At 35.9% G+C, this 17,196-nt stretch carries 16 protein-coding genes; 8 read left to right on the top strand and 8 right to left on the bottom strand.

What is annotated here, in order from left to right:
- Window positions 1–92: 92 nt before the first annotated feature.
- Window positions 93–302 (top strand): alpha/beta-type small acid-soluble spore protein, encoded by a 210-nt coding sequence (locus SPD89_RS07840; protein ID WP_336261403.1) that lies wholly within the window; start codon window positions 93–95, stop codon window positions 300–302.
- Window positions 303–370: 68 nt separating this feature from the next.
- On the opposite strand, the gene SPD89_RS07835 is transcribed toward SPD89_RS07840, so the two are convergent.
- Window positions 371–2,425, bottom strand: coding sequence for a catalase (locus tag SPD89_RS07835; RefSeq protein ID WP_336261402.1), 2,055 nt, complete (start codon window positions 2,423–2,425; stop codon window positions 371–373).
- Between the two features lie 160 nt (window positions 2,426–2,585).
- Here SPD89_RS07835 and SPD89_RS07830 point away from each other — a divergent pair, with 160 nt between their 5' ends.
- From SPD89_RS07830 to SPD89_RS07810, 5 genes are all read left to right on the top strand, one after another.
- Window positions 2,586–3,179: a biotin transporter BioY gene (locus tag SPD89_RS07830; RefSeq protein WP_336261401.1), complete on the top strand. Its 594-nt coding sequence runs from the start codon at window positions 2,586–2,588 to the stop codon at window positions 3,177–3,179.
- A gap of 28 nt (window positions 3,180–3,207) precedes the next feature.
- Window positions 3,208–4,224, top strand: coding sequence for a biotin synthase BioB (gene bioB / locus SPD89_RS07825; RefSeq protein WP_336261400.1), 1,017 nt, complete (start codon window positions 3,208–3,210; stop codon window positions 4,222–4,224).
- Between the two features lie 75 nt (window positions 4,225–4,299).
- Window positions 4,300–4,800: a thiol peroxidase gene (tpx, locus tag SPD89_RS07820; RefSeq protein ID WP_336261399.1), complete on the top strand. Its 501-nt coding sequence runs from the start codon at window positions 4,300–4,302 to the stop codon at window positions 4,798–4,800.
- Window positions 4,801–5,055: 255 nt separating this feature from the next.
- On the top strand, window positions 5,056–6,045 hold the full coding sequence (locus tag SPD89_RS07815) for a class I SAM-dependent methyltransferase (RefSeq protein WP_336261398.1): 990 nt from the start codon (window positions 5,056–5,058) through the stop codon (window positions 6,043–6,045).
- A 359-nt stretch (window positions 6,046–6,404) separates the two neighbouring features.
- Window positions 6,405–7,610, top strand: coding sequence for an acetate kinase (locus SPD89_RS07810; protein ID WP_336261397.1), 1,206 nt, complete (start codon window positions 6,405–6,407; stop codon window positions 7,608–7,610).
- A 226-nt stretch (window positions 7,611–7,836) separates the two neighbouring features.
- Here SPD89_RS07810 and SPD89_RS07805 read toward each other — a convergent pair whose 3' ends face one another.
- Window positions 7,837–8,082 (bottom strand): hypothetical protein, encoded by a 246-nt coding sequence (locus SPD89_RS07805; protein WP_336261396.1) that lies wholly within the window; start codon window positions 8,080–8,082, stop codon window positions 7,837–7,839.
- A 792-nt stretch (window positions 8,083–8,874) separates the two neighbouring features.
- On the opposite strand from SPD89_RS07805, the gene SPD89_RS07800 reads away from it, so the two are divergent.
- Window positions 8,875–9,384: a MogA/MoaB family molybdenum cofactor biosynthesis protein gene (locus tag SPD89_RS07800; RefSeq protein ID WP_442961082.1), complete on the top strand. Its 510-nt coding sequence runs from the start codon at window positions 8,875–8,877 to the stop codon at window positions 9,382–9,384.
- A 36-nt stretch (window positions 9,385–9,420) separates the two neighbouring features.
- On the opposite strand, the gene SPD89_RS07795 is transcribed toward SPD89_RS07800, so the two are convergent.
- Complete coding sequence (locus SPD89_RS07795) at window positions 9,421–9,855, bottom strand: universal stress protein (protein WP_336261395.1); 435 nt, start codon at window positions 9,853–9,855, stop codon at window positions 9,421–9,423.
- Between the two features lie 390 nt (window positions 9,856–10,245).
- Between SPD89_RS07795 and SPD89_RS07790 the strand changes: the two genes are divergently transcribed.
- On the top strand, window positions 10,246–10,944 hold the full coding sequence (locus SPD89_RS07790; protein ID WP_336261394.1) for a Crp/Fnr family transcriptional regulator: 699 nt from the start codon (window positions 10,246–10,248) through the stop codon (window positions 10,942–10,944).
- A gap of 62 nt (window positions 10,945–11,006) precedes the next feature.
- Here SPD89_RS07790 and tatA read toward each other — a convergent pair whose 3' ends face one another.
- From tatA to dsrO, 5 genes are all read right to left on the bottom strand, one after another.
- Window positions 11,007–11,192, bottom strand: coding sequence for a twin-arginine translocase TatA/TatE family subunit (gene tatA, locus SPD89_RS07785; protein WP_336261393.1), 186 nt, complete (start codon window positions 11,190–11,192; stop codon window positions 11,007–11,009).
- Between the two features lie 30 nt (window positions 11,193–11,222).
- Entirely contained in the window at window positions 11,223–11,810 is a 588-nt protein-coding gene (locus SPD89_RS07780; protein ID WP_336261392.1) for a molecular chaperone TorD family protein, read from the bottom strand.
- Between the two features lie 65 nt (window positions 11,811–11,875).
- Window positions 11,876–14,980 (bottom strand): molybdopterin-dependent oxidoreductase, encoded by a 3,105-nt coding sequence (locus SPD89_RS07775; protein WP_336261391.1) that lies wholly within the window; start codon window positions 14,978–14,980, stop codon window positions 11,876–11,878.
- Window positions 14,981–14,995: 15 nt separating this feature from the next.
- Window positions 14,996–16,261, bottom strand: coding sequence for an NrfD/PsrC family molybdoenzyme membrane anchor subunit (nrfD, locus tag SPD89_RS07770; RefSeq protein ID WP_336261390.1), 1,266 nt, complete (start codon window positions 16,259–16,261; stop codon window positions 14,996–14,998).
- A 13-nt stretch (window positions 16,262–16,274) separates the two neighbouring features.
- Window positions 16,275–17,156 carry a sulfate reduction electron transfer complex DsrMKJOP subunit DsrO gene (gene dsrO / locus SPD89_RS07765; protein WP_336261389.1) on the bottom strand — a complete coding sequence of 294 codons (882 nt, stop codon included), beginning with the start codon at window positions 17,154–17,156 and terminating at the stop codon, window positions 16,275–16,277.
- Window positions 17,157–17,196 lie beyond the last annotated feature (40 nt).

The raw sequence follows: 17,196 nt of genomic DNA, 5'->3' as shown, positions 1-17,196 counted from the left end.
AAATCCTTAAATTAACAACAACTACCAAATGAATTAATGTATGATAGACCTCTTTGGTGTGCATTATAAATGGTACCAAGGAGGTGAAGATCATGCCAAATAGCAGCAGAAATAACTCAAACCAATTGCTAGTTCCAGGTGCAGAACAAGCGTTAAACCAAATGAAAACTGAGATTGCACAGGAATTTGGCGTACAACTTGGTGCAGATACTACTTCTCGAGCTAACGGTTCCGTTGGAGGAGAAATTACAAAGCGTCTAGTTCACATGGCGCAACAACAAATGGGTGGAACGCAACAATAACTAGTATAAACACTTAAAATCTAGAAAGTCATTCCTAAATAATATTAGGAATGACTTTTTTACTAATACTAAACTTCACGATCCCAGAAACGTTGATGTGCGATAGCTGTAACAAATTTTTTAGGAAAGTCTGGTTGATCACCATATACGATCCCAGGGACTGCATTTCCATCGAAATAACATTCACCAGTCGTGGCAATTCCAATTGGTTTATAGTGTTTAAATTGTTCCATTATAAAACTCATAATATTTTGATCAAAATCTGCCTGATTATCCGCTTTTCCACCAACAACATAAATGGAATCATAAAGTACAGGATACTTCGTTTTAAATGTTTCATTTACGTTGATTTTTGCTCCACTATCTCCTGTTACATGACCGAGCTTTTCACTAATAACATCTATAAAGACACCGTACTCCTGTAATGTGTCTAGAGTACTTAGAACTTCCTGCGAGCGAAATCCATCGCCAATTAACACGCCAACCTTTTGTGTATATGCATAATGAGGTGTATTTAGCTGGCTTATAGCTGGAGAACTTTCTGTTACAGGTACATTAGTGTTGGTCGGGCGCTCGACACCAATATTGTCAGCGAAAATACATGCCATCTCATGATCAACGTTCGCCCAAAATTCGACGTTCTTTTGTCTTACTGACTTACTCTTTACATATTGCAGGTGATAGATAAATGTACTTACTAAGTCATCTTTTTCTGGTTTAGATATACTATTCCAAAATAGTCTTGCTTGTGAAAAATAATCATAGAACGATTCACTAGGTCGTTCTCTTGTAATGTGTCCTTCGACTTCACCTGGATAATGTGTATATCCACCTTCTTTAGGAGAGGCCTCTGCAGGTGTATCTCCAGCTAACGTATTGCTATGATAATTTACTGAGTCAACATCTATGCGGTATTTTGAAAAACTGTCTCGGTGGTTCGTATTTACTTCTGAGATCGGTTTGTTAACTGGAATTTCATTAATATTTCCAGTTCCTAGCCGGTGGTAATCCGTATCTCTATAAGCAAAAGCTCTTCCTTGTAAAACTGGATCATTCGTAAAGTCAATGCCTGGAATAAGCGAAGCAGGGTCAAATGATGATTGTTCTTCTTCTGCAAAGAAGTTATCAACCTCTCGATTCAATGTCAATTTACCGATAACTTCGACAGGAACCTCTTCTTCAGGCCAAAGTTTTGTATCATCTAAAATATCAAAATCAAACTTATGTTCATCTTCTCGCTCAATTAATTGCACACCAAGTTCGTATTCAGGGTATGCTCCACATCTGACGGCTTCGATAATATCTCGGCGATGAAAATCTGGATCTACACCACCGATAACATTTGCTTCATCAAGTAATAGTGAGTGTACACCAAGTTTCGCTATCCATTTAAATCGAACCAAAGTTCCTTTACCTTGTTCGTTTATAAACCAAAATGTATTGATTGGCCAACCGTCCATCATGCGCCAGCTTCTCGGACGTCCCCTCATTGACATCAACCACATCACCATATGTGCTGATTCCGGGTTAGCGATGACATAGTCCCAAAAGCTATCATGTGCAACGGTCGCTTGCGGAACGTCCGTAATCGGATTTGGTTTAACCGCATGCGTCACATCCATAAACTTCATTGCATCAGCTAAGATGAAGACCGGAAATTGAAGTGACAACATATCGTAATTTCCTTCTTCTGTATAAAATTTGACTGCAAAGCCTCGTATGTCTACAGCTGTATCCTTCGATCCCTTACTGCCAATAAAATTTGAAAAACGACAAAAGACAGGTGTAGTTGAACCAGGTTTTTGCAGAAACTTAGCAACCGTGTATTTTTTCATTGATTTATATAATTCAAAATCACCGTAAAGTCCAAATCCTCTTGCATGAACTACTTTTTCTGGAATTCTTTCTCGGTTAAAACGGGATTGCTTTCGATAAAAATGAAAGTCTTGAAGTAGTGTTGGACCACGTTTACCCGCTCTTAAACTCCATCGGTCATTGGATACTTTAAATCCAGAATCGCTATTCATTATCTTTCCAGAACCAGTATTTTTCTTTTTAAATTTTGCTAATTGTTCTTGCTTTTTATCTACGTTACGATTTCGACCATCTCTTGACTTAGTCATGTATTCCCTCTCCTTACTAAAAATATTCATCACTTTATACATATGCCAATATAAAATATGGGTTCGTGTCTCGAAAAAAATTGACTGGGGAAAAATATGTGGTAATCTAAATGTATGTAAACCTAAAATAAAATAGGTAAACATTGAAAGGGGTGAAAAAATGAGAAAACAAAGCAAAGTATTCAAGCTAACTTTTGGTGCAATGTTTGTCGCACTTACTAGTATTGGCGCTAACATGACTTCGATTGCTCCTTTTCTTGTTGTTGGAGGGGTGCCAATCACATTGCAAACTTTTTTTGCTGTATTGGCTGGATTAGTTTTAGGTAGCAGATTAGGTGCCTTTTCAATGTTTGTTTATATGATGTTGGGTCTAGTAGGTGCTCCCGTTTTTGCTCAATTTAAAGGTGGAATTGGAATGATACTTTCACCAACATTTGGTTTCATATTATCATTTATCCTTGTTGCCTACGTAGCCGGTAAAATAAGAGAAATGAATTCTAGTTTACCTTCTTATATTGTAGCTGCATTAGTTGCAATGGCAATCAACTATATTTTCGGGACAAATTGGATGTACGCTGCCTACCAATTATGGTTCGAGGCTCCAGCAGAATTTTCTTATAAAGTAGCTTGGTTATGGATGATCGTACCATTACCAAAAGATATTTTATTGAGTATTTTAGCAGGTGTTTTTGCATATCGGCTAGAAAAACATGGTATCATCATTCGAAATATTGTAATAGAACAACGTACATAAAGTAAACAATTAACAAGGAGAGAGAACTATGGATTATTGGAACGAATTAGCGGATTCTGTATTAAGTGGTTATAATATTACAAGAGAAGAGGCTTTCGCTATCTTGCAGTCATCTGATGATGAAATTTTACGTTTAATGGATGCAGCGTTTAAAATTAGGAAACACTATTTTGGCAAGAAAGTTAAATTGAATATGATCATAAGTACGAAAACAGGTTATTGTCCTGAAAATTGTGGTTATTGTTCACAGTCAATAGATTCGACGGCCCCGATAGAAAAATACACCATGATGACGAGGGAACAAATCATTGCTGGAGCTAAACGTGCACATGATTTGAAATCAGGAACTTTTTGCATAGTTGCAAGTGGGAGAGGCCCTACTAATCGTGAGCTAGATGTTGTAACAGCAGCAGTAAAAGAAATAAAAGAAGAGTATTCGGATATGCGTGTATGTGCCTGTTTAGGGATTTTAAGAGATGGGCAAGCAGAAAAATTAAAGGCTGCAGGGGTAGATCGTTATAATCATAACTTAAACACTTCAAAAGAACATCATTCGAATATTACGACAAGCCATACATATGACGACAGGGTAAATACAGTTGGTAAAGTAAAAAACGTAGGTATTTCGCCTTGTTCTGGCGTTATTGTTGGAATGAAAGAATCGTTAGAAGACGTCTATCAAATGGGAAGAGCGCTAAAAGAACTAGATGCTGATTCTATTCCTGTAAACTTTCTCCATGCAATTGATGGAACGGCACTTGAAGGGACGGATGAACTTACCCCTTTATATTGCTTAAAAGTACTTGCTCTATTTCGCTTTATGAACCCTACTAAAGAAATCCGTATTTCTGGGGGAAGAGAAGTGAATCTACGTTCATTACAGCCACTTGGGTTATTTGCTGCAAACTCCATCTTTATTGGGGATTATTTAACGACAGACGGACAAGAGAGAAACAGTGACTATCAAATGTTAAAAGATCTAGGGTTTGAAATTGACTACGATAATGCGGAAGATAGAGAAGAAGTATTGAATGAATATAAATAATGCCACAAAATAATGGACATTTCTCTACTGCTTATTCATAATGATAGTAAATAATAACGGAAAGGTTGATCTATAATGGTAGAAGTTACATTTCAAGATAGTCCCGTAACATTATTAGGAACAGAAATTCAAGTGGGGAATGATGCTCCAAACTTTACCGTATTGTCGAATAGTTTAGAGAATAAGACTCTAGATGACTATAAGGGGAAGGTGAAACTAATTAGTGTTGTTCCTTCACTTGATACAGGAGTTTGTGCAGAACAAACAAAACGATTTAATCAAGAGGCAGACAAATTAGATAATGTACAATTGCTTACAATTAGTATGGATCTGCCTTTTGCACAAACACGTTGGTGCAGTGCAGAGGGAGTTAATAACATTGAAATTTTATCAGATCATCGTGATGCTGATTTTGGTAAAAAATATGGCGTATTAATAAAGGAATTACGTCTTCTTTCAAGATCAATCTTTGTCGTAGATAGTCATGATAAAGTTACGTATGTAGAGTATGTTCCAGAAGTTACGAATCATCCCGACTATGAAAAGGCATTAGAAGCTGCTAGAAAAGCAGAGTGATTTTATTCGGACACAGTTAACTATGTGTCCGTTTTCATTTTTTAGTAACAGTATAAGAAAAACGAATACTTTACTATCAAGAAAAATTGTATTGAAGTACGGTAAAACAAGCAAAATATACAGATAAAGCATAAAAATAAACAACTTAAACTTTCGTACGTTATTTCATTTCATTTTTTATGAAATTTGATACAATAATAAGTAATTTATTGAATAGAAATAATGCCAAACTCAAAGGTTAGAGGAGGCTGAACAATGAATGATTCAAAAGTAGTAGAACTATATGATTGGATAGAAGAAACAACTTTAATGATACAAAATTATGCGGATGAACCTTTTTTGGATAGTTTGGCAATAACTATGGAAGCGCTGTTTTACGGAGATGTCCATGAGGAAAACTTAGAAGGGTTAAATGAAAAAATCCAAGAAGCACTTTTGCGAATAAACCTTACTGAATATTCAATTGAAAATATAAGAAATGCAATTCAGTTAGCTGTTTTAAAGGGGATGAAAAATACGACACAACACTATCATACAATGACTCCCGAAGCAATTGCATTATTTATTGGTTATTTATCTGAAAAATTAACTAAGAATTTTAGTGAGGTACGTCTATTTGATCCGGCAAGTGGAACAGCAAATTTACTTTTAATAGTAATGAGTCATTTAACACAACCTGTAAAAGCTTACGCAAGTGAGATTGATCCTACATTATTAAAAATTTCCCTACTTAATGCTAATTTGCAGAAAAAAAGAGTTGAGTATTTTCATCAAGATAGTTTACGACCATTATTATTAGATCCGGTTGATCTAGTTGTTGCAGATTTACCAGTAGGTTATTATCCAGATGATCTTCAAGCAAGTAATTTTGAATTAAAAGCTGAAGAAGGACATTCTTATTCACATCATTTATTTATCGAACAGAGTTTAACATATACAAAAGAAGGCGGCTTTTTGATCTTTATTATCCCAGAATTTTTATTCGAGAGTGATCAAGCGGTACAATTACATGCATACTTACAAAAACATGCACATATTGTTGGACTTTTGTCCTTACCAGAAACAGCATTTGCATCAAAAGAGAATAAAAAGAGTATATTTATTCTCCAGAAGAAAGGACAGTCGACTAAAGACATTAAACAACCACTTTTGGCAATGCTTCCATCATTCAAAGATACAAAGGCAATGGAAGATATGTTAGTGAAAATTAATAGTTGGTTTAAAAATTCGGAATTGAATAACTAAATGTAAACGATTGGACAATTGAAAACATTGGTTTTTTGTCAGAGAGGAAAGTATTATACTTTCCTTCTGCATAGAACAATTTTAGTTCTCGTCAGAAGGCTTGGTAAATAAGTGAAAGTATCGCCTCATGAGACGCTAACGCTTGCTACTCAGCATGTTTTCTGCGATAGCTAAACGTCCTAAACTCTAGAGAGAAAACGAGACAAAAAACCATTTATATAGATCGGAAAAGGAAATCAGATTTTAAGGTTATATGAATTCAGACTATTTAAAATATAAGTATAGATTATTGGATAAGATTTAATAAACTTATCTTTATTTGCCAAATTTTTAGGGTTTATGACAGGGAGGAAATTGAAATGAGTAAAATATTAGCGATTAATGCTGGAAGTTCATCTTTAAAATTCCAATTATTTAAAATGCCAGAAGAAGAAGTCCTAGCCAAAGGATTAATTGATAGAATTGGAGATAACGGCTCTACATTCAATTTAGAAACAGGTGAAAAAACAAATACCATTACGAAAGATATGGAAGATCATGAAGCAGCTGTTAAGTTACTACTCAACCAACTGATTGAGCTAAAGGTTATTGAATCTTACGATGAGATCGATGCTGTTGGCCATCGAGTTGTGCATGGTGGCGAATATTTTAGTGAATCAGTGTTAATTGATGATGATGTGATCTCGAAAATTGAAGAAGTATCAGAATTAGCACCTTTGCATAATCCACCTAATTTAACAGGAATTCGTGCTTTTAAAGAATTTTTACCAAAAGTTCCTATGGTAGCGGTTTTTGATACAGCGTTCCATCAAACAATGCCGGAAAAATCATACTTATATAGTTTGCCTTATGAATATTACGAGAAATATGGTGTTAGAAAATATGGTTTTCATGGTACATCACATAAATATGTTTCAGAAAAAGCGGCAGAAATCTTAGAACGTCCATATGAACAACTTAGAGTAATTACATGTCATTTAGGAAATGGAGCAAGTATTACTGCTGTTGAAAATGGTAAATCGATTGATACGTCCATGGGATTCACTCCACTTGCCGGGGTGACAATGGGAACAAGATCTGGTGATATTGATCCAGCCATAATCCCATATTTAATTGAAAAAACTGGATTGAATGCTGCCGAAGTTGTTGATGTGTTAAATAAAAAGAGTGGTTTACTAGCTCTATCTGGTATTTCAAATGATTTGCGAGACATTCAAGAGGCGGCAGCTACCAATAAACGTGCAGAATTAGCACTAGAAATTTTTGCTGCTCGCATCCACCAGTATATTGGATCATATGCTGCAAGAATGGCAGGAGTAGATGCAATCGTTTTTACAGCTGGTGTTGGGGAAAATAGTAAATTAATTCGAAGCAAAATCTTAACTGGATTAGAATTTATGGGAGTTTATTGGGATCCTGCATTAAATGACGAATACGGTAGAAGAGGTGTAATTAACTATCCACATTCACCAGTAAAAGTATTAGTCATTCCGACAAATGAAGAAGTAATGATCGCTAGAGATACAGTTAAATATGCGGAGGAGAAAATAAAGGTAACCGTTTGAAAAGATCAAAAAAGAGTGAAAAATTGGGAATACTAAAAATAGCAACGGAATCTACGTTGCTATTTTTTATTCATTATTAAAGATTTTTTCGCATACAGGTAAAAAATATTCAGAGACTGCACATTCACATATGATGCCGGCGTCATTTTGACTTAACTTGTTTCAACTAATAAATTTGCAACATTATTTGTTTCATCATAAAATCGGGGGATTTAAGGTTTTCTACTCATTCATTATCTTGAATTCTGTCCTCTAACTCGTCAAAGATTTCGTCAGAAGTTTTCACTAAATCCTGTTGCATTTGTCTAAAAACAGCATCTTCTTGATCGTTCTGTGCTAAATTTTGATAGGCAATTTCTTGCTGATTTAGACGTGGATCTTGTCGCTGCACAAAACTATTTTCATTTTCACCACGGTTGTAATGATGTTTTACTCCTCGATCATGGTGAGATTTATTATCTTTTTTTGCCAATATACTCGCTCCTTTATAACCGATATTTAAGTTTTAGCATTACCCGTTTATTTATTGCTATTCTTCCACAATAAAATATTGAGCTTGAAAACATCCCTTATTTCACAATAGGCTTAAGTGACCGTGGGAGTTTCAAACAAAACAACAGTTTATTGGAAATTGAAGGATATATTTATGGTGAAATTGAAAAAAGTAGGTTTAGGGAAGGATGTAGTAGTTGATGAAAATCCTTTTTCAAGGTGGTTATTTACTAAAACTTCTTCTGTTTGGATTTGTTGATTTAGTTATTTTGGGTACTCCTGGTTAATGGCAGGTTTAACAAAGTTACTTCAGACGCTTTGGACAGGATCCAACGCTGGTATGGCTATTAAAGTTTTCTTGTAAGGTGCGCTTGGCAGAGTCGAAGTTGGAGATGTCGCTGGATGGTATGCTTGGTTTCTAGAAAATGTCGTTATTCCAAATGTAGTACCGTTCTCCTATATGTTCGCTTGGGGAGAAGTATTAGCAGGTCTTGGTTTAATCGTGGGAATTTTAATAGGGATTTCTGCTTTTTTTGGTGGAATATGTCATTTCTTCTTGCTGGAATAGTAAGTACGAATCCCGTCATGTTTATGATTGTGATGTTACTTATCATGGCCTGGAAGGTAGCTGGTTGGTACGGACTTGATCGTTAGGTATTGCCTTGGTTAGGCACTCCATGGTCGCTTAAAGATAAAGTCTAGAATAAATGATTATATTTCTCCATTTGCTTATTGTTATTAAATTGGCTATCGTATAGATAAGGGAAATGGAGTGATAGATGTGCATCATGTTAAGGAGCGGTCTGTTCATTGTCTAATTGGGACAGTGAGTGATACGAGAACGGTTGATACGGATAAAAGTGGCAAGTTAATAAGAGAGCTACTTGAAAAAACGAACCATGAATGTGTAAATCATGTAATTGTTCCTGATGAAGTGGATGAGATTGAACGATTAATTCAGCAAGGGATAAAGAATGAACAGGTAGAAGCGATACTCCTAACAGGGGGAACCGGTATTTCAGTGCGTGATGTTACCATTGAGGTTGTAGAAAAAAATATTGAAAAAGAGATCCCTGGATTTGGAGAAATATTTAGGATGCTAAGCTATACAGAGGATATTGGTTCTGCAGCAATAATGTCTCGTGCTATTGCAGGAGTAAAGAATCGAAAGGTTGTTTTTGCAATGCCCGGATCTTCAGGGGCAGTTAAACTTGCAATGAATAAGTTAATACTACCTGAAATTTCACATATTATTCATGAATTACATAAAGATATAGAATAGATTAAAATACCGCCCAGTTTCGGGCGGTATAATTTTTTACCTAACAATAAGTACATCACATTTCGCATATCTAGCAACACTTTCTGAAACGCTACCAATTAGGAAACGCTCTACAGCATTTAACCCAGTTGCACCAACAATGATGAGGTCAGCGTCTTTTTCAGGTGCAATTTCTTTAGCAATCGCTACTTTCGGAGAGCCATATTTGATAACCAGTTCTACATCCTCTACTCCTGCTTCTTTTGCATTTTCAACGTATTCGTTCATTAAATCTCTTGCATATTTCTCAGCTCGTTCTGATAATGATTTATCATACGCTTCGGCAGTAGCAAAAGTACGTGTGTCTACAATGTGAGCAAGGATTAAAGTTGCATTATCTGCTTTTGCAATTTCAACAGATTTCTTAAATGCTTTTTCAGAAGCTTTTGATCCATCTACAGCGATAACAATTTTTTCATAGTTATTACTCATTTTATTGTCCTCCTCGATATCAATATGTACTACACTTTAATTATAACTCATATAATAGCAAATTGGAAAAAATAACGAATATACTTCAATAAAATTCAAACAATTGTTTATTTTTTAACAAACAAATGACACAACTTTACACAAAAACGATGATTGATGAACATCGGATAATACAGATTACTTTTGCACTTTTTAAGTATACAATGAAATTCTTTCTTTATTGGGTAACGTAAGTGAAGAGGAAGCTGTACATTGCGGCAATCCAAAAGAATAAGAATGAGTGATCTCATGTAGAATATAGTACAGCGAAATAATTAAAGTTGTCATTATCATTTTGTATGGTACTATATGGTTAAACCGTACCATTATTTTAAGGTTGGTGGGGATATTATGCGTGCACCTAAAGAAAATTCACAAGCTATTAAATCATTCCTTCTCGATGTTAGTGATTACCATAAAACGTTAGACAAGAATGATTCTCTTTTTGAACCAGGAGACAATATTCAATATTTATATATGGTAACATCAGGGAAAATAGTATTGAGTAAGCCTCTTACTGATGGACGAGAATTTGCTCTTCGCATTTGTAAAAAAGGAGATCTCATTGGGGAATCTACTTTATTTTCGAACCATGGAACGAAACATATTCTTCATGCAACGGCACATCGAAAAAGTAGCGTTGCGGGGATTCATAAAGAACATATCACTAATTTACTACAAAATAATGATAAGCTAGCGCTCTATTTGATCAATGAAATTTCCCAAAACGCATTACGTGACCAAACAAAATTAATCGATTTAGTGATGCACGGTAAAAAAGGTGCCTTATATTCCACGCTTATTCGATTAGCTAATAGTTATGGGCAACAACAAAATGGTAATATTTTCATAAAAATTAAACTTACGAATCAAGAATTAGCCAATTTTTGTGGTACGTCTAGGGAAAATATTAATCGATCATTGAGTGAGCTTAGAAAAGATCGAATTATTTCGATTGAAAATAAACATATTATGATTCATGATATTGATTTTCTCAAAGAAGAATTAAATTGTGAGGGTTGTCCAATTACTTTGTGTAGTATCCATTAATTTGTTTATTTCCACTCATAATAACAGGGTGTTCCAATGTTCTTGGAACACCCTGTAGTAGATTACTCTTCTTTTTTCTCCTTTTGATCGGCTTCATTTTCACCCATTAAATCATTCGTTGCTTTTTTAAATTCATGTAACGTGCTTCCAGCAGCTTTTCCTAATTCAGGCAGTTTGGACGGACCAAAGATGATTAATGCAATAATGAGAATTAAAATTAAACTTGGAATCCCAATATTTGCTAACATGGAATCACTCCTTATTAATAGTTTCTATAATTATTTAATAATTTCTTTTATACTCTCCATATAGTATGGAAGAAATTTTTTGAAAAACGGATCTTCTACCTTTTTTAGATGAAACGTTGAAATATGCTCTAAACATCCTTGGAAATAGTTTTCATACACTTCTTTTTTAACACTTTTTAAGCTTTTCACAAGCTTTTCATCGGAATTTTCATACGCATTTATTTCTTCTAGCAGTAATGCGGCGATAAATGCAGTGATACTCCCGATGTGATCTGGAAACTCTTCTTGTTCTAATGGGTAATAGAATCCTACTTTATCAAATGCGCCGATTAGACAGAGTAAGTCTTTTTTGGCCTGATGCTGGTCTTCCTTTGTTTTACTGCGATAGCTAGAGACATAGGGAGGAATAAAATAATCTCCTGGTACTAAAAAGTAATTATCGTACCAAAACGATGTTTGCTTTCGTTCATAAAATGGATGAAAAGGTAGACCTCTAGCTAGTTCTTCTGGTATCTGATTAATCATATCTTCATAACGATCCCAATCACCATACCAAACATGTGTAAATATTTGTGTTAACAAATGTTTTCCATACGTTTCCGCCTGTATAACTACCATCTCCATACCTCCTCGTCTTTTTATTGGATTCCTTTATGACGCATACTTGCTAAAGGTTTATGTTTTTAGAGAACTTTCTTAATATCGACATACATATCTAATTGCCCAGGTGAACCACCTATTTCATCAAATAAGACCCCATAGTTAAACTGTTTATCCACTTCTGTTAATTTATTGACGGCAAATCCATCTTCCCGTCTGCCAGCAAAACCGGATTCTTCTTTCATCGGCGTGTTAAATGTAAATGGTGTATGATTATAGGTCGGTAATTTCTTCTGTTTTTTATTATCGATCTTATTTCTCGTTACTCCATATCCACTTTGTCCCATATTGTATGCTGAACCAATGACTCCTGGTGCGATACCATCTGTTACGTAAATCACTCCCTCTAATTTAATATAATCATTTTGAATGATCACTTTGTCTCCTGTTTTCACATTGCGCTTTTTAGCATCGACAGGATTCACCCATATATAATTTTCGGATCGTACTTCACGTAACCAGGCGCTACTAACATTTCGATACGTTCCTAGATTCCTTGCTTTCCAATTAATAAAATGTAATGGTTGCTTTTGAACGACATTTTTTTGGTTAAATGTCTGAATTTCTTTATACATCGGCATTCCTTCGAAAAATTCTCCGTTATATGAATTTTGCCCTGCTGCAACCTCTTCATCATAAAAATCTGCTTGTCCATTGTAACTGTATTTTACATGGTTCCCATTATACTCAAAACCGGCTTCTTCAAATCGTCCTCCACGATTTAAGACATAGACGACTTTAGGCCATTCTTCCGTTTTTACTGCTTGCTGCCATTTTTTGAGGTCGAAAAACTTTCCTAGAGCATTTTTCCGTGCTTTTTCAAATACTTCTAGTTCTCTTGCTGAAGCATCTGGAACTGGTTTTTCATCAAACGCGATATTGACTACTCGCTTTAGATAAAAATCTTCTTCGCTGTTTAAGGAAGATCCATCCGGAAATGCATTTTCACCATATCCAGGTAAATTCATTTTTTTCGCAATTTCAATGACACTGTTTTCAAAAGAACGTACATCTGAAAACACACGTGTTACAGGTTGATAAACTGAAGCGAGTTTTGTCGTTAAATTTGGATAAATTGATTCTCTCCCCCAACGTTCTAAATAAACTGTATCAGGTAAAATAAAGTCTGCATATTTTGATGTGTCACCAATTTGTACATCGGATGCTACGAATAAAGGTAATACGTCGGGATCTTCTAACGCTTTTTCTTGTATTTGCCCATTCGGTGCGGATAAAACAGGCGACATCCGATGGGTAATTAACGCTTTTAATCCATATGGATATTTGTCCAATGCACTTGGTAGTACATCACCTACTGTTTGTGGGCTAAATGGAAACCACGGCCGTTTTGCAGGATAGCCGTCTTTTTCAAATAACGTAGAATCCTCATACTTATATTGATTTCTTCCGATGGTGATTCCCCATGGTTCTCGACCGTTTGGAACGTTGAGTAAGTCATACCTACCTTCAAATTCTTGATAAAAGGCTCCTGTCGTAATATTGCCACCTTTCCAATCATAGCTCCCAATTAAATGGTTGAGAATGGAAATTAATCGCTGGTTGTAATACCCATTTTCATGCATCGCCGGCCCTCGATATGCCATAATTGCAGCTCGTTTTCCGTACGAAGTAAATGATTTTGCAAGTTTGATGATTTGGTCTTTTGGAATCGTCGTTATTTTTGCATATTCATCGAGTGTTTTTTCCATCGTTCGTTCTTTGTAAAGTTGGAACGTTGATTTTACGTTGATTCCGTTTAGTTTCGTATCCACTTCTAATTTTCCAACATTTGCTTGATCATGGGCAACGGGTTTTCCATTTTCGATGACGACAAACTGTTCTTCTGTGCCAATGCCTAAATCACTTGCACGGAGTTTTGGACACTTTGGATCGGATAGATTTACTAGGTGGGTAGCATCACTCCACGTTGGTTCATTGTCTAGTTCTGCTGCTTCTTTATGTGGATTCGTTAAATACGTATGATCGTATAATTTTTGTTCAATGATCGTTCGTCCAATTGCTAATGCTAGCGCCCCATCTGTTCCAGGTTTAATCGGTAGCCACATATGCGCTTTTTCTGCTGTCTTGCTAAATCGTGGATCAATTACTGCCATTTGCATTCCATTTTCAATTGCATTTGTTATTTTAGGTGCTAACCACGTAGGTCCTTTATTCGCTACCATTGGATTTGTTCCCCATACTAATAAGAACAAGGTGTGATCAACATCTGCATACTGCCGCTGCTTCTTTTTCTCAACGCCTGAATAGGATCTCATAGTTCCGACAACGGAACTTATCCCGCATATTCCTCCATGATGATAGTAATTGTTACTGCCAAGACTTTGAAGAATAAATCGTTCCATAAAATCACGTCGATCGCCAACCATAAAGGCAATTTGATTTACTTTCGGACCAAAATCTGGATGATTTGTGTCGATGAGAACGTCGTTGTACTTTTGATCAAATGCGTCAAACGTCATTTCGTTCTTTTCGACTTTTTCCCAATCTTCCATAACCTCATCTTCAGATACATATACAGCTAATTCCTTTAAGCCTGGTGTATCTAATTCTTTACTTCCATGAACAATTTCATCATATGCCTCTTCCCATGAAATAGTTTTCCATTTTCCACTTCCTCGAGGACCTACGCGTCGTAATGGTTGTTTGACACGGTAAGGGTCATAAGCAGTTTGAATGCCAGCTTGACCTTTTAAACAAATTCTGCCGCCGCGTGCACCACGTCCACCACGTTTTACATCTCTAGTACCTTTTACCGCTTCATCTATCGCTGTTTCATATGCAATCGCTCCAAAGGGAACCATGTTTAACGGGCTATACTGATTTCCGGCTATTTTACGAATAATCGATGAATAGGCTCCTGCTTTATTTCCGTTTGTGATATATGTTTTTATCGTACAAAATGTATTACATTGTTCACATGTCGTAAAAATGACATTTTCTGCACCGTAGTCTTGATAATTTGTTCCTACTCCATGTCCCTCATCTGTCCAGACACCATTGATAATCTGTTTTACAGGACCGATAAATGAAGGACCAATAATAGCAACTGCTCCAAAAGCTCCTAATGCTTTAAGAAAACTTCTGCGATCCATATTTTTATTTTCCATCATCATTCCTCCATTTTAGTTTTGTTTTTCATGTCCAAGTGGAAGGAGTTGATCCCCTAATGTGAAAATGAGTAATCCCATGGAGACGATACCGATACTTACCATCCACTCTTTAAACGTTGGATAATAGTCGCCGGTTGGCATTCCTTCCATTATTGGAACAATTTGTGATGGAACAACGATATTAAACCGTACCCCAACGATTCCTATTACAACAAAGATAGCTGCAAATAATAGAGCGGTGATATTTTTAGATGTCTTTTTATAGAAAACGAGAAAGATTGGAACGATAGAACCAAGGAATATTTGAATGCCCCAAAACGACCAACTGTATGAACTGCGCATCATCGTTTGTAACGATGACAAATGGGAGTCTGCTAAACTGTACAATCCGACTAAGTAATCATAAAATTGTAGAAGTAAATCAATGAAGAGGAAGGCAATCATCATTTTTGCTAAACCAACAACCATTTCTTGATCAATTGGTTTTCTCATTACTTTATTTCGAATGATATAGATAGCGAGTAATAATCCCGTTCCAGATACCATGGCAGATACGACAAAGATAATTGGGAAAATACCGCTATTCCAGGCTGGGCGTGCACTAACGACTGCAAATATTGCACCGGTTCCACCATGAACTCCTAATATTGCTAACGGTATACCGATTATTCCTAAAATTTTCATCCAACGCTCATCACGTTTTTTTGTATACTCATTAATTGTACTGTATTTAAATGTTAAGAGACGGGCAATTTTTCCTTTTATGCTATTTACCATGGTGAGTCGTACTAAATCTTCCCGCATCGCAATATATAATTCTACAACGAGTAAAGTAATGTAAATGACATAAAATCGCATTTCCCAAGCGAGAATACTCGTTACATTCCAATGAATTAAGGCACTAAAGGCACGTTCAGGTCTTCCTAAATCCATTAACACAAATGTAAGAGCAATAATCATACATACAATCGCTGTAAATAGTGCCATTTTTCCTACTTTATCGTATCGTTTCATACCAAAAACAAATATCATCGTTGAAAGTAAGAATGATCCAGCACTGAGTCCGACAAAGAAGATATAAAAAGCAATCCATGCACCCCATGGGGTAATGGACGATAAATTCGTCGTTGTCAAGCCGACAATAAGACGTTCTAAGATAAAATATCCACCTATTAAAAACAACACTATTAAACTACTCATCCACCATTTGAAAAATTTCGACTGTTCTTCTTTTGGTTGTCCATTCGGTCGCTTTCTATCTGTTACAATCGTCGACATAATGAATCTCCTTTCATTTTAAATAAATGACGTTTGGTCCTGCTCCAAGTTCACTTTTTAAACGAAATGCCCTTGGGCTATTGGCTAACTTTGAAACGGTACTATTCGGGTCATTTAAGTTACCAAAAAATCTTGCATCACCGATACAAGTTTCGACACAAGCAGGTTCTTCTCCTCGTTCGAGGCGATGCAGGCAAAAATTACATTTACGAACGGTTCCAATCGGTGTTTTTTTCGGTTTTCTTTCCCCACGTTCAATCCCATATTCAGGACTTGTTACATCATTAAATCCTAACATTTCCTCTTCATAACTTTCACCAAAATCATAAGAACGTGCACCATATGGGCAGGCAACAATACAATAGCGGCATCCAATACAACGATCGTTATCGATGGTTACGATCCCATTATCAAGTTTAAAAGTAGCTCTGACGGGACAAACTTGCACACATGGAGGATTATCACAATGCATACACGGCATCGGTAGGTTTACCTTTGCAAGATGTGGGAATTCGCCGATTTCTTTTTCCAACACAACATTATAAGAAATGCCGGGAGGAGTTCTGTTTTCCGCTTTACAGGCTACTGTACACGAATCACATCCTATGCATTTTCTAAGGTCAATGACCATTCCCCATTTAACACCCGATTTTTTCTTGTCATTATATTCTTCTTGTGTGATATGTTGTCCAAATTCTGCAACTAAAGAAGCATGATACTTGTTGTGAAAATCTTTAATGTCTAATGTTCCATTGACTACTTTTCTTGCATCATCTGCCATGTTTACTCCAAGTTTGGTATTGTACGGAGAGTTGTTAAGCTCTTGTTGTGGATCTGTCAAACGTTCATCCACTATTTTATTAAAATCTTTTTCTAGCATGTCTTTCAACAACATATGATCACCTCTTTCCATTACTTACTTTTAGTATAGGTGA

The sequence above is a fragment of the Pseudogracilibacillus sp. SO30301A genome, assembly GCF_037072025.1.
Taxonomy (GTDB): Bacteria; Bacillota; Bacilli; order Bacillales; family Amphibacillaceae; genus Pseudogracilibacillus.
Note: the sequence above shows the minus strand (reverse complement) of the source record. Positions and strands in the feature narration are given on the sequence as shown.